Source organism: Nocardiopsis sp. iso_25 (genome assembly GCF_056173305.1).
Window position 1 is genome coordinate 4,129,365 of sequence record NZ_CM149667.1, and the last position, 12,747, is coordinate 4,142,111.

General features: G+C 71.5%; 10 protein-coding genes. 6 read left to right on the forward strand and 4 right to left on the reverse strand.

Translation table 11 applies throughout. The features are described 5' to 3' along the window. The first annotated feature begins 16 nt into the window (after positions 1-16). The gene (locus tag AC0VX6_RS17740) at positions 17-2,290 is read left to right on the forward strand and encodes a GmrSD restriction endonuclease domain-containing protein (protein WP_274973802.1); all 2,274 of its coding nucleotides are present in this window, start codon (positions 17-19) and stop codon (positions 2,288-2,290) included. 167 nt (positions 2,291-2,457) lie between these two features. Here AC0VX6_RS17740 and AC0VX6_RS17745 read toward each other — a convergent pair whose 3' ends face one another. Beyond that, a complete protein-coding gene (locus AC0VX6_RS17745) occupies positions 2,458-4,002 on the reverse strand; it encodes a DUF4241 domain-containing protein (RefSeq protein WP_475465307.1) in 1,545 nt (514 codons plus the stop codon). Positions 4,003-4,164: 162 nt separating this feature from the next. Between AC0VX6_RS17745 and AC0VX6_RS17750 the strand changes: the two genes are divergently transcribed. Both AC0VX6_RS17750 and AC0VX6_RS17755 read left to right on the forward strand, forming a co-directional pair. Then, positions 4,165-5,034 carry an alpha/beta hydrolase gene (locus AC0VX6_RS17750; RefSeq protein ID WP_274973804.1) on the forward strand — a complete coding sequence of 290 codons (870 nt, stop codon included), beginning with the start codon at positions 4,165-4,167 and terminating at the stop codon, positions 5,032-5,034. Positions 5,035-5,254: 220 nt separating this feature from the next. Then, on the forward strand, positions 5,255-5,740 hold the full coding sequence (locus AC0VX6_RS17755) for a hypothetical protein (RefSeq protein WP_475465309.1): 486 nt from the start codon (positions 5,255-5,257) through the stop codon (positions 5,738-5,740). A gap of 25 nt (positions 5,741-5,765) precedes the next feature. On the opposite strand, the gene AC0VX6_RS17760 is transcribed toward AC0VX6_RS17755, so the two are convergent. Both AC0VX6_RS17760 and AC0VX6_RS17765 read right to left on the reverse strand, forming a co-directional pair. Beyond that, a complete protein-coding gene (locus tag AC0VX6_RS17760) occupies positions 5,766-6,020 on the reverse strand; it encodes a hypothetical protein (protein ID WP_274973806.1) in 255 nt (84 codons plus the stop codon). A gap of 414 nt (positions 6,021-6,434) precedes the next feature. Continuing rightward, entirely contained in the window at positions 6,435-7,421 is a 987-nt protein-coding gene (locus tag AC0VX6_RS17765) for a bile acid:sodium symporter family protein (protein ID WP_274973807.1), read from the reverse strand. A gap of 531 nt (positions 7,422-7,952) precedes the next feature. Between AC0VX6_RS17765 and AC0VX6_RS17770 the strand changes: the two genes are divergently transcribed. Together AC0VX6_RS17770 and AC0VX6_RS17775 are read left to right on the forward strand one after the other, a co-directional pair. Next, positions 7,953-8,759 (forward strand): hypothetical protein, encoded by an 807-nt coding sequence (locus AC0VX6_RS17770; RefSeq protein WP_475465311.1) that lies wholly within the window; start codon positions 7,953-7,955, stop codon positions 8,757-8,759. Positions 8,760-8,959: 200 nt separating this feature from the next. Then, complete coding sequence (locus AC0VX6_RS17775) at positions 8,960-9,628, forward strand: restriction endonuclease (protein ID WP_274973809.1); 669 nt, start codon at positions 8,960-8,962, stop codon at positions 9,626-9,628. An 85-nt stretch (positions 9,629-9,713) separates the two neighbouring features. On the opposite strand, the gene AC0VX6_RS17780 is transcribed toward AC0VX6_RS17775, so the two are convergent. Beyond that, a complete protein-coding gene (locus AC0VX6_RS17780; RefSeq protein WP_475465313.1) occupies positions 9,714-10,679 on the reverse strand; it encodes a TIGR03557 family F420-dependent LLM class oxidoreductase in 966 nt (321 codons plus the stop codon). A 547-nt stretch (positions 10,680-11,226) separates the two neighbouring features. On the opposite strand from AC0VX6_RS17780, the gene rox reads away from it, so the two are divergent. After that, positions 11,227-12,669, forward strand: a complete 1,443-nt coding sequence (rox, locus tag AC0VX6_RS17785; RefSeq protein ID WP_475465314.1) for a rifampin monooxygenase — start codon at positions 11,227-11,229, stop codon at positions 12,667-12,669. Positions 12,670-12,747 lie beyond the last annotated feature (78 nt).

Sequence of the window (12,747 nt, forward strand, 5' to 3'; positions counted from 1 at the left end):
AGAAAGACGACCCTCCATGGCGAAACTGTCCACGCTCCTCGACCAGATCGACAACGGGACGATCCTGCTTCCGGAGTTCCAGCGCGGCTACGTGTGGAACCGCGACCAGGTACGCGGGCTGATGCGCTCGGTCTACCTCGGCCATCCGGTGGGCAGCCTGCTGATGTGGGAGACCACCAACGCCGAGGAGGCGGTGCAGGGTGTGGTGAACGGCGCCGGGGCCCACCTGCTGCTGTTGGACGGCCAGCAGCGGATGACCACCCTGTACGGCGTGACCAGGGGCAAGGCGCCGGCGTTCTTCCAGGGCAACACGCAGGCGTTCACGGACCTGTACTTCAACCTGGAGAGCCAGGCGTTCGAGTTCTACATGCCGAACAAGATGAAGAACGATCCGCTGTGGGTGGACGTCACCGGGCTGTTCCAGCAGGGCCTGGTGCCCTATCTGACGCGCTTCACCAGTGATCCGGAGAAGGCCAACCGGTACCTTCCCCGACTCAACGCGTTGAGCCAGATCGTGGACCGGGACTTCCACTACGAGAGCATCACCGACGCCAACCAGACGATCGACGACGTGGTGGAGATCTTCAACCGCGTGAACTCGGGCGGCACCAAGCTGTCCAAGGGCGACCTGGCACTGGCCCGGAGGTGCGCGGTACAGCCCGGTATCCGCGCGACCATGCGCCAGAGCATCACGGACTGGGAGGAGGCGGGGTTCTCTTTCAGCATGGACTGGCTGCTGCGCAACGCCACGGCGGTGGCCACCGGACGCGCGCTGTTCACCTCGCTGGAGAACGTGGAGCCCGACCGGTTCGCCACGGCGCTGAAGAGCTCGGTCGACCACGTGGGCACCTTCCTGGACGCGGTGTCGGGGCGGCTCGGGCTGGACCACGACCGGGTGCTCATGGGCCGGTACGCGGCACCGGTGGTCTCTCGGCTGCTGGAGCTCAACGGCGGCAGGTTCAGTGACGCGGCGCACCGCGACAAGGTGCTCTACTGGTACGTGCACAGCGCTCTGTGGGGCCGCTACGCCGGTTCGACGGAGACCTTCCTCCAACTCGACTACGACGCGGTGAACGAGTCGGGCGTGGAGGGCCTGTTGCAGCGCATGTCCCGGTGGCGCGGCGGGAACCTGGACGTGCGCCCGCACGACTTCGAGGGCGCAACCCGGGGATCGCGGTTCTATCCCCTGCTGTACATGCTCACCCGCGTGCACGGCGCCCGTGACTTCGGCAGCGGCCTGGAGCTGAAGGCGGAGATGCTGGGCAAGCTGTCCTCCCTCCAGGTGCACCACGTATTCCCCAAGAAGGTGCTGCGGGAGGCCCGCTACGACAACCGGCAGGTCAACGCCATCGCCAACTTCTGCTTCCTGACGCAGGACACGAACCTGGAGATCTCCGCGCGCACTCCGGAGGAGTACTTCCCCGAGGTGGAGGAGCGCCACCCCGGAGCGTTGGCCTCGCAGTGGATCCCGATGGACCCGGACCTGTGGAAGGTGGAGAACTACTCCGACTTCCTGGCGGCGCGGCGGGAGCTGTTGGCCGGGGCGGCTCAGGACTTCCTGGCGGGGCTGGCCTCGGGCACGGCGACGGCCGGGCCGGACGCGGGTCCGCTGCGGCCCATGACGGTGCTCAGCGCCGAACCCGACGACGCGCGGTCGGTTCAGGTGCAGGAGATGGTGGACGAGCTGCGGCGCCTGGGGTTCGCGGAGCCGGAGCTGGACGCGGTGATCAGCGACCCCGAGCGGGGCAGGGTGATCGCCGAGGCGGAGGCGTTCTGGCCGGACGGTCTCCAGCACGGGGTCGGCAAACCCGCGGTACTGGAGCTGGACCCCGACCAGGCCGACCTGCCGAGGTTGCAGGAGCTCGGCTACGAGGTGTTCACGTCGGCGGAGGCGCTGTTGGGCTTCGTGGACCGGCTCGGACAGGACGCGGCTGGGGAGAGCGATGAGGAACCGGTGGAGGAGGTTCCCGCTTCCGACCCGGTGACCGCCGACTTCGGCCGGGCGATGCTGTCGGTCTACGAACGGGCCAAGACCGAGGCCGACTACACCGCGGCCTTCTTCCTGGGCATGCTCTCGGAACTGGGCCCGCTGGGCACCGCGCGCAAGCTGCTCAACGCCCCGGCGGTCTCGGACGGGTTCGCGAATCTGTGGGAGCGGGGGCGCCTGGACCTGACGGTGGAGGCGCTGGTGCTGCGCCCGGAGTTCTCGCTGCTGTTCACCGATGAGGAGCTGACCCGGGCCCGGGCCCGGCTGGAGCAGTTCGGGTACCGCTTCCTCGACGCGGTCTGAGCCGGTCGGCACCGCGTGGAGACGACGGGTGCGCCGGACGGGAGGTTCCGTCCGACGCACCCGGTCGGTGCCCGTGCGCGGACCGTCGGCCCCGGTGAGGTCGCGGGAGACCGTAGCGGGCGGGGCGCGCCCGTGTCGGGGCACCTCCTCCTCGGTACTGACGGAGCTCACGGCGTGGTGGGTTCCCCGTCCGTGACCGGCTCGGCGCTCTCCAGGACGAGCATGTCGACCACCAGGGAGCGGACTCGGCCGTCCTCGGTGCGGCCGATCCAGACCGGATAGCTGCCGTCTCCCCAGCCGCTCGGGACGACGGTCAGGTCGCCTCCGGTCTTCGGGTCGGGGAGCCGCCGGGACCACGGGCTGGTGTCCCGCGCCTGCTGGACGGGGTCGTCGAGCGCCGCGAGGTCGGGGTCGGTGCTGTTGGCCACCGCGTGGGCCAGCCGGAGCAGATTGTGGTTACTCCGGTACTGGTCATAGCGCTCATCGTCGGGAGACAGGCCGATCGCCTCCATGAAGGCGTCGCGCACGGCGGGGCGGAACTCAGGCCGGGCGATCAGCGCACGCGCGGTCTCCTGCCACAGCCGCTCCCTGTCCCTGATCGCCTGGAGTTCCTCCTCGTGCAGCCCGTGGAAGATGCGCTCGTAGGCTCGGAAGTCGTCGAAGAGGCCGGTGAAGTAGGGCAGGCAGGCCGCGTCGGTGATACCGATCTGCCCACCGTCCACGCCGACGCCGTAGAAGTGGTCCTCGTCCAGGTCGTGCGGGTCCTGACCCGGACGCAGGGCCATCTCCCAGGAGGCGACCGGGAATGCTTCGAGGCTCCGGACGTCCACGCGCAGGGCCATGACGCACGTGGTCTCCTCGTCGCCGTCCTCCCCCAGGTGGAGCAGGGACAGGCGCGTCGGGTGCTCCCCCGGCGGGAGGGGCACGGTGAAGGCCTCGGTGTCCTTGGCGAAGGACAGGGAGCCGGGGTCGTAGACCATAACGCGCCCGGTGGGCAGGTTCACGGTGCCGATGTCGCGGACGGCCACCGTTCCCGTCCCGGGGTACCAGGAGCTCGTGAACCGGTTTCCGGGACGGAAGAGGTCGTCGACGCGCCGGGGTGCGAGGGGACGCGGCGGTGTCCAGGGGGCCGCCACGGGAGCGCCGCCCGGTTCCACCGCGGCCTCGCTGAGCCGGAGTTCCTCCTCGGCGAGGACGGGGTGCGCCCGTAGGAGGGCGACCCAGTCCCCGAACGGCGGGGCGGGCAGCGTGACCACGCGGGCCAGTTCCGGGTCCGGGGCGCGGTTGACCGACATCAGGCCGCCGCCGTGCTGCGTCTGGTACCGGTAGAGGCCGCGCTCGCGGTTGAGCGTCTCGACCTTGACGGTCCAGCCGTCGCGCCGGTCCGGCATCGCTCCCCGTGGGGGCTGGTTCCACTGGAAGCCGTGCGAGAGGAGGAGTTCTCCGTCTCCCTCCGCGCGGGTGTAGCGGTGGTGGGCGTGGCAGCGGCCCTCGGCGTCGAACAGCCAGATCCCGCAGTGCCGGTCGGCCCAGGAGATCTCCAGGAGGACGAGCGGTGCCGCGTCGGGGATGCGGACCAGGACGGCGTACTGTTCACCGGCCCCGTCCCGGGCGCGTGCCGTCGCCGTGTCCAGGAGGCCGACCGGCGCGGTGGTGGCGGGGTCCCAGCCCTCGCAGTAGACGACTTCGAGCGGGGTGGGGGTGGTCGGCATGGGGGCGTTCCTCGTGTTCGGGGGATGTGCACGAAGAACGTAACGGACACGGATGACGTTCTCTGCACATCTCATCCGCACCTGAACCCGGGCCGATGGGTTCTGTCACTCCGGACGGTCACTATGGGCAGGAGACGACAGCGTTCTCGGAGAGGACACCTGATGACAGAGACTAAGACGCACACCCTGGACGTGCCGGGCGCCGTTCTGCGCTACGACGTTCGGAGCGGCTCGTCAGCCGGATCGCCCGTCCTGCTGCTGATCGGCTCTCCGATGGACGCCAGCGGGTTCACCACCCTGGCCCGGCACTTCACCGACCGCACGGTCGTGACCTACGATCCCCGCGGGGTCGGGCGCAGTGAGCGCGCCGACGGCGGAGCCGGGGGCACACCCGAGGAGCACGCGGACGACCTGCACCGGCTGGTCTCGGCCCTCGGCGCCGGGCCGGTGGACCTCTTCGCCAGCAGCGGCGGCGCCGTCAACGCCCTGGCCCTGGTGGCCCGGTATCCGGAGCAGGTACGCACTCTCGTGGCGCACGAACCGCCCGCCGTCCAGGTGCTGCCGGACCGGGAACAGGCGCTGGCCGCGAGCGTGGACATCCGCCGAACGTACGAACGCGACGGCCTGGGACCCGCGATGGCGAAGTTCCTCGCGCTCATCAACCACAAGGGGCCGATTCCGGGCGACTTCACCGACCGGCCCGCTCCGAACCCCGCCGATTTCGGACTGCCCGCCGAGGACGACGGTTCCCGCGACGACCCGATGCTCGGGCAGCTCATCCCGTGCACCCACTTCCAGCACGACGTCGACCGGCTGCGCGCGGCGTCGACGCGCATCGTCGTCGGCGCCGGGGCCGAGAGCGGGGGTGAGCTGTGCAACCGGGCGGCCGAGGCCGTGGCCGAACGGCTCGGAACGGCGGTCGTCACCTTCCCCAGCCACCACGGCGGTTTCCTCGGCGGCGAGTTCGGCATGAAGGGTGACCCCGACGCCTTCGCCGCCGTCCTGCGCCGTGTCCTGACGGAGGGCGCCTGAGGCCCGGCGCCGGATCCGGTCCGGCGCGGGGCGGGGCGGCGTCGGGCCGTGCGGCGCGGGCGGAGAAGCCCTGCGGCGCGGGCGAACCCGCTGCCCGCCCCGCGCGTCCGAAGGGGTGGCCGTGTCCCGGCGGAGCGGAGGCGGCGGGGAGGGGCGCATGGGCTGGCGGAGGGCTTGGTCGGGAGACATCGGACTTCTGTCACCGGGGAAGGCGTTCGTCGTGTTCCTGGCCAGCGCGGCGCTGGCCTGCGCGTTGATCCCGGTGTCGGTGCGGTTCTCGGGTCATGAGCTGCGGGCTCTGGGAGCCGCCTACGGCTGGACCGGGCAGGAGGGCGTCCTTGAGGTCACCGAGTCGGTGCCCCTCTCGGATGGGGGCTCGCTGTGCCTGGGTGTCTTCCGTTCCGCGGACGACGGTCCCGGGCGGACCGGTGTCCACCTGTACCTGTCGGGGCCTTGTGAGCCCGGCCGTCTGGAGGCGGCCCGTCTCGTCCCCGGCGAGCCGTCCTGGATGGTGACCACGGAGCCGGACCGCGCCTACGCGGACGCGGGGTTCGGGAGCGGTGTCACCACGTCGATCCTCGGGTTCGTCCTCGTCAACCTCTTCTGCCTCGGATTCGGTCTGGTGTTCGCCCAGGCCGCGTTGGGCCTGGGCACCGCGCTCCTGAGGAGGGCGTGGTTGCGCCGGAGCGCGCCCCCGGAACCGTGAGGCCCCTGAGAAAGGGGCGCGTGCGTCAGTCGTAGGAGCAGCGGGGGTGCGGGATGATCCCGCGTTCGGGCCTGCGGGGGTGTGGGCAGCGGCCGCGCACACGGTCGCGGAGGGCCTTGCGGCGCGGGTCGGCCTCCGCGGCGGGTGCGGTGACGGGCGTGGTGTGCGCGGGAGGGGCGCACGGCGCGAGGAGGACGTGGGGGTTTCCCAGCGCGGCGGTGAGGGCGAGCGCGAGGAGTCCGGAGCAGGGGAGCAGGAACCGACGGTGTCGCTCGGGCATGGGCACCAGCCTGGCATCCGTCGCCTTGCGTGGTGTGATGATCACGTGAAGAGAGGTGTCCGGTTCAGGCCAGGGACTGCACGTGTGAACCGTGTTGTGCCCGGGTAACCGGTTCGGTCGGTGAGGTGGGGACACGCGTTCCGGGAACGAACCCGGGCGCCGCCCGCCGCGTCCCGCAGCGTGGCCGTTTCCCCCAGCGTGCCCGCGCCCGGAGCGGACGGCTGGAACGGGTGCGAGCGGCTGGAGCGGGTGCGGGTGGCAAGGGCCCGGGCGGCGAGGAGAACGGTACGGGCGGGAAGGGGCCCCGGCCGGGGGCTGGCGGCGACCCGTCCACCGGGATGGCGGCCCCGGCGCGAGGCGGCGTCCTCGGGCCGGGGCGGAAACAGGCGGAGCGGGAGCGGACGGGGTGCGGGGTCACGCCCCGGACGGGCCCTCCGTGCCGCTCCCGGCCGGCGCGGACTCGGCCGGGGCCTCCGCGGGCGGGCGGCGGGCCCAGTAGGTGGCCACGAGCGCGCCGGAGATGTTGTGCCAGACCGAGAACAGGGCGCCGGGCAGGGCGGCGAGCGGCGCGAAGTGGGCGGTCGCCAGGGCCGCGGCCAGACCGGAGTTCTGCATCCCCACCTCGACGCTGACCGCGCGGCGGGCGGCCTCGGGCAGCTTGGTGACCACGCCGACCAGATAGCCGAGGCCCAGGCCCAGGGAGTTGTGCAGCACCACGGCCAGGGCGACCAGGAGGCCGGAGGAGAGCACGGCGCCGGCGTTGGCTCCCACCACCGCGGCGACCACGACGACGATGCCGAGGACGGACACCAGCGGCAGGACGGGCAGGATCCTCTCCACGAACCGGCGCGCGGCCATGCGCAGCAGCAGTCCGGCCAGGACCGGGACCAGGACGACCTGGAGGATGGAGACGAACAGGTCGCCGGCGGCGACGGGCAGGGTGGAACCGGCCAGGGCCAGGACCAGGAGCGGGGTCAGCAGCGGGGCGAGCAGGGTGGAGATCGAGGTCATCGCCACCGACAGGGCCACGTCGCCGCGGGCGAGGTAGACGATGACGTTGGAGGCGGTGCCGCCGGGGGCGGATCCGACCAGGACCATGCCCACCACGAGCAGCGGCGGCAGACCGAGGGCCTGGGCGATCCCCCAGCCCAGGAGCGGCATGACCGTGTACTGGGCCAGGACGCCGAGGACGACGGCCTTGGGATGTCTGGCCACGATCGCGAAGTCCACGGGGCGCATGGTGAGCCCCATCCCGAACATGATCACCCCTAGCAGCAGGGAGATGTAGGGGGCGAGGAGGGCGGCCTGCCCGGGGGCGGCCAGGCCCACGATCCCTCCGGCGAGGACCAGCAGGGCGAACCACCTGCCGACGAGGTCGGCGACGCGCGTGAGAACTGACATCGAAGGACTACTTCCCGTGGGTACCCCGGGGCGGCGGGACACCGCTCCCCGGGCGGTCGCCGCCGCGAGGGTCGGCCGCCGCGCGGCCATGGTAGTCCCCGTGTCCCGGGCGGCTTCCGGCCGGGGAGCGGCGCGCCGCACCTCAGACCCCACCAAGACCGTTGGAAGGCGCGGCCGGAAGGGCGCGCACGGAAGCGGAGCCCTTCCCCGGCCCTGCTTGAGGCAGGGCCGGACCATGCCCGGGCGCGCGGCCAACCAAGCGGATATATCGGTCATCTAACCACAAAAGGCACATACAATCTTTTGACACCTTCCTGAGAAGTTTTTTTCACGCACCACAAGCATGAAAAAAGAATTCCATTCGCAAACAAACAGCTTATTGAATCGCTACAACCGCCCCCAGTGTTCACTCCGGCATTGATGTTGTGGCAGGATTTCCCCAACCACCACAGCTCACAACCCGGAGCAGCGATGCAAAGACGCTTCGTCTTCTCTCCCCTCTCCCTCACTCTGGGGACTCTGGGGCTGGTAGTGCTCCTGGGCACGGCCTTCTCTTCCCTGGTGTTCAGCGGACCCGAGTTCGCCAACCTGGTGAGTGGGTTCTTCGGTCTGGTTCTCGCAGCCCTCGGTACGTACGGCACTTTCTTCCAGAAGGCCGAACGACCTTCTCCGCCGGAAGGGGAACCCGAAAACGATTCGGGTGCACCCGAGGACACGCGATCGGACAGCCACGTGAACAACCACAGAAACAGCGCCGTAAGCACCAACAACAACTCACACAACACCACCAACTCCCACAACAACAACGGCAAGAACTCCGGCGGCGTGATTCTCGGAGCAGTGGCGATGGTGGCCATCGTGGCGATCATCGTCGCCTTGGTCCTGGTCTTCTCCGGGGTATTTCCCCTACCGGTCGAGGACGAGGCGACGGCGGACACCGACGAGGCCGTGGCGGCGAACACGGAGCAGTCCGCCTGCGACGCGCCGGTCCCTTTGGGCCCGGATCCACTGGAACTGCGGTCAGCGACCGTCGTCTACACCGAAGGGCTTGGGGTGAAGGCGCGCTGCGGCCCCCATGTCACCTACCCGGCGAGCGACCAGCAGAACCTGTTCGACCACGTGCACGTGAACGTCGTCTGCCAGATCCGCAACGGCTACCCCGTGAAGGATCCCCGGAACGAGGAGTTCCCCGCCGGATATCCGCGGGAGTCGACCGTGTGGGACCTGCTCCACGACGGCCGGTGGGTGTCCGACCTGTACGTGGACACGCCGAAGGTGGAGGGGAGTGACCCGCCGGACGGGTACGAGTCCTGCGACGGTCTCGTACGACCGGTGTAGACACGCGGGGGGAGGGCCGCACCCAGTACTGGGTGCGGCCCTCCCCCATGCATTCGGCTCCCGCTCCGGAGCCCCGTGTCCCGGGCGAGTGGTGGTCAGGGCGGGTCCCGGACCGGAAACGGCTCCGCGCCGTGGCGTTCCCCACAGGGCACCGGCGTCGGGGCGGGTGACGAACCGCCCGGACGGGGAAGGGGCAGTCCATGACCGACATCTCCCCGGACGAAGCGGCCGAAGACAGGACGTACCCCGACAGGACGTACCCCGGCGAGGGCCGGACCGGTCCCCGGGAGTGGCGGTTCGTGTGGCGCCACCGGTACGGCCTCTTCCTCGGTCTGGTCGTGGCGTTGATGCTCGGGGCGTGGGTCGTGCAGAGTTCGGCCCGGCCTCTGCTGTGGGTCGTGGCGGCGCTTGGCGCGGCGGCCCTGGTGTGGTGGTGCCGCATGCGGCTGCGCCTGGCCCGGGAGAAGCGGGCGGTCGCGCGCGTCGACCTGTCGGAGGTCGACCGGATGACCGGTGTGGAGTTCGAGGAGCACGTCGCTGGGCTGATGCGCACGCACGGCTACACCGCCGTGACGGTGGTCGGCGGGGCCGACGACGGAGGGGTGGACGTGCTGGGCCGGGCGCCGGACGGGCAGGCCGTGGTGGTGCAGTGCAAGCGGTGGAACAGTCCGGTGCCCCCGAACGAGGTCCGCGCCTTCCTCGGTGTCCTCGCCACCGGTTACGAGGGGTACCGGGGGGTGTTCGTGGCCTCGAACGGCTTCACCGAGGCCGCCGTCCGTGAGGGCGGGGATTACATGACCCTGGTGGACCGGGAGCGGCTGGCGCGGTGGATGGGCGGTTCGGGCGCGCCCGAACCGCCCCCGGCGTGAGTGCCCCCGGCCCGTTCCGGCCGACCGGTCGGGCGGCGCGGACGGGCCGGTAGGGCGAACCGGTCAGGTGGGCCGAGCGGACCGGTCAGGTGGCGAGGGCGCGCAGGGGTCCGTCCAGTTCGCGCCGGTAGAAGTCGACGAACCCGTCGGGGTCCGGCCCGGCGTTCTGCATGACCAGGCGGTCGAAGCCCGCGTCGACGTACTTGCGGACGGCCTCGACGTAGCGTTCGGGGTCGGGTCCGCAGGCGAAGTGCCCCAGCACGTCCTCCTCCCGGACCGTGGTGGTGGCGGCCGCGAAGTTGACCGGGTTGGGCAGCTCGCTCATGACCTTCCAGCCGGTCAGGGCCCAGCGGGAGGTCTCCAGGGCCGCCCGTGCGGCGGTGTGCTCGTCCTCGGCCCAGGCCATGGGCACCTCGGCGTAGCGGGGGCCGTCTCCACCGGCGTCGCGGTAGTCCCGCACGATCGCGGACTTGGGCTCGGTGGCGAACAGCCCGTCGCCGAGTTCGGCGGCGAGCTTGGCCGACTGCCCGCCGCTGGCGGCGACGGCGATCAGCGGCGCCTCCTCGGGCAGGTCGAACACCCGGGCGTCCTCCAGCCGCAGGTACTCGCCCTCGTAGGACTGGTAGCCGCCGCCCCACAGGAGGCGGATGATCTCCAGGGCCTCGCGCAGCATGTGGTGGCGCACCTGGACCGCGTCGGGGAACTCCTGGCCGACGACGTGTTCGTTGAGCCGCTCCCCGGAGCCGACGCCGAGGACGAAGCGGCCCTTCGAGAGCAGGGCCAGGGTCGCGGCGGCCTGGGCGATGATCGCCGGGTGGTAGCGCACGGTCGGGCAGGTCACCCCGGTGGCCAGGCCGATCCGCTCGGTCCTGGTCGCGATGGCGCCGAGCACGGTCCAGGCGAAGGGCGAGTGGCCCTGGTTGTCCAGCCAGGGGTGGTAGTGGTCGCTGATCTCCACGAAGTCGAACCCGGCGCGCTCGGCCAGCTCCGCCTGGCGGACGAGTTCCTCCGGGCCGAAGGCCTCGGCCGCCAGTTTGTACCCGATCTGCATGCGTCTCCCCCGTTCGGTGGTGTCGGGCGCCGACCCGCGCGCACCGGCGGGGCCCGCCCCCGGCCGGACCGGCGGGACAAGGCGGGCCCCGGACACCACTCACCGTTCACTCAGGGCACCCATACAACTACCGTTCGGGTTCGCCGGGAGGTTGCGACACACGCCCGCCGCCGGATCGGGGCTGCGCGACCAGGACCCCGGGCCGGGGCTCGGCCCGAAGCGACTCACAAAAGGGTGGTCTTTCAATAACAGAAAGTGACGGGAAGAGAAAAAACGCCTCCTGCCATTTCCAATCTATAGCGCACCCCGGGGCTTGCGGCAAGACCCGGGTCGTGCCGGACAATTTCCCTTCCAAGCCGGAATCCGCAGAAACCGGGGCCGCGCGAAAAGCGTGTGCCGTTGTCGGAGCACGGATCACGCACCGGTGCCGAACCGCTGGTGGGAAAGGTGATGTGCTCGCGGACGCCCGGTGCGGGGGCGCGGACGCGCAGCCCGCCGGAATACGCGGAACGGTCGGCGGAGAGAGATCTCGTTGAACGGGGAATCCATGATTGACGTGACCGTGGTCGGCGGCGGGCCGACCGGCCTGATGCTGGCCGGTGAGTTGCGGCTGCACGGCGTGCGCGTGGTGGTGCTGGAGAGGCTCACCGAGCCGACCCGGCAGACCCGCGCCCTGGGGCTGCACACGCGCAGCGTGGAGGTGATGGACCAGCGCGGTCTGCTGGAGCGGTTCCTCGCCGTCGGGGAGAAGTTCCGGGTCGGCGGCATCTTCGGCGGCATCACCAAGCCGTGGCCCGACGGGCTGGACACGGCCCACGGGTACGGCCTGGCCGTCGAGCAGCCGGTCACCGAGCGGCTGCTCAACGAGCGCGCCCTCGAACTGGGCGCCGACGTGCGACGCGGTGTCGAGCTGGTCGGGCTGAGCCAGGACGGGGACGGGGTCAGCGCCGAACTGGCGGACGGCACGCGCCTGCGCTCGCGCTACCTCGTCGGCTGCGACGGGGCCCGCAGCACGGTGCGCCGGCTGCTGGGGGTCGGCTTCCCCGGCGACCCCGCCAGGGTCGAGACGCTGCTGGGAGAGATGGAGGTGACCGAGGATCCGGAGGAGATCGCCGCCGTCGTCGCGCGGGTCCGCGGGACCCAGCTGCGGTTCGGCGCCGGACCCCTCGCGGACGGAAGCGGGGCGTACCGCGTCGTCGTGCCCGCCGACGGGGTGGCCGAGGACCGCACGAGCGCGCCGACCCTGGAGGAGTTCAGGCCGCAGCTGCGGGCCCACGCGGGCACCGACTTCGGTGTGCACTCGCCGCGCTGGCTGTCCCGGTTCGGCGACGCCACCCGGCTGGCCGAGCGCTACCGGGTCGGCCGGGTGCTGCTGGCCGGGGACGCGGCGCACGTGCACCCGCCGACCGGCGGCCAGGGGCTCAACCTCGGTGTCCAGGACGCGTTCAACCTCGGCTGGAAGCTGGCAGCCGAGGTCGCGGGCTGGGCGCCGGAGGGGTTGCTGGACAGCTACCACGCCGAACGGCACCCGGTGGCCGCCGCCGTGCTGGACAGCACCCGCGCGCAGATGGTGCTGCTGGGCGCCGAGCCGGGCGCGGTCGCACTGCGCGAGCTGCTCTCCACGCTGATGGACTTCGAGGAGGTGAACCGGTACGTGACCGGGCTTATCACCGCGACGGACGTCCGCTACGACTTCGGCGGGGGGCACGCGCTGCTCGGCAGGCGGATGCGCGACATCCCCCTGACGCGGGGGCGCCTCTACGAGCTGACGCACGGCGGGCGCGGGCTGCTGCTCGACCGGACCGGTCGGCTCTCGGTGGCGGGCTGGGCGGACCGGGTGGACCACGTCGTCGATGCCGGCGGGGCGAGCGGGGAGCTGGGCACGCCCGCCGTGCTGCTGCGGCCGGACGGCCACGTGGTGTGGGCCGGCGGCGACCAGCGGGAGCTGCTCGACCGGCTGCCGAGGTGGTTCGGCGCCGCCGCGGGCTGAGCGCGCCCCTCTGACCTGGGCCGTCCGCTGCCCGACTCCGCCGCCCGCACCCGGGAAAACCGGTTGCGGGCGCGCGCC

Coding starts and splice junctions, on each gene's coding strand:
- AC0VX6_RS17740 (WP_274973802.1), top strand. CDS start 17: ATGGCGAAACTGTCCACGCTCCTCGACCAGATCGACAACGGGACGATC.
- AC0VX6_RS17745 (WP_475465307.1), bottom strand. CDS start 4,002: ATGCCGACCACCCCCACCCCGCTCGAAGTCGTCTACTGCGAGGGCTGG.
- AC0VX6_RS17750 (WP_274973804.1), top strand. CDS start 4,165: ATGACAGAGACTAAGACGCACACCCTGGACGTGCCGGGCGCCGTTCTG.
- AC0VX6_RS17760 (WP_274973806.1), bottom strand. CDS start 6,020: ATGCCCGAGCGACACCGTCGGTTCCTGCTCCCCTGCTCCGGACTCCTC.
- AC0VX6_RS17765 (WP_274973807.1), bottom strand. CDS start 7,421: ATGTCAGTTCTCACGCGCGTCGCCGACCTCGTCGGCAGGTGGTTCGCC.
- AC0VX6_RS17775 (WP_274973809.1), top strand. CDS start 8,960: ATGACCGACATCTCCCCGGACGAAGCGGCCGAAGACAGGACGTACCCC.
- AC0VX6_RS17780 (WP_475465313.1), bottom strand. CDS start 10,679: ATGCAGATCGGGTACAAACTGGCGGCCGAGGCCTTCGGCCCGGAGGAA.
- rox (WP_475465314.1), top strand. CDS start 11,227: ATGATTGACGTGACCGTGGTCGGCGGCGGGCCGACCGGCCTGATGCTG.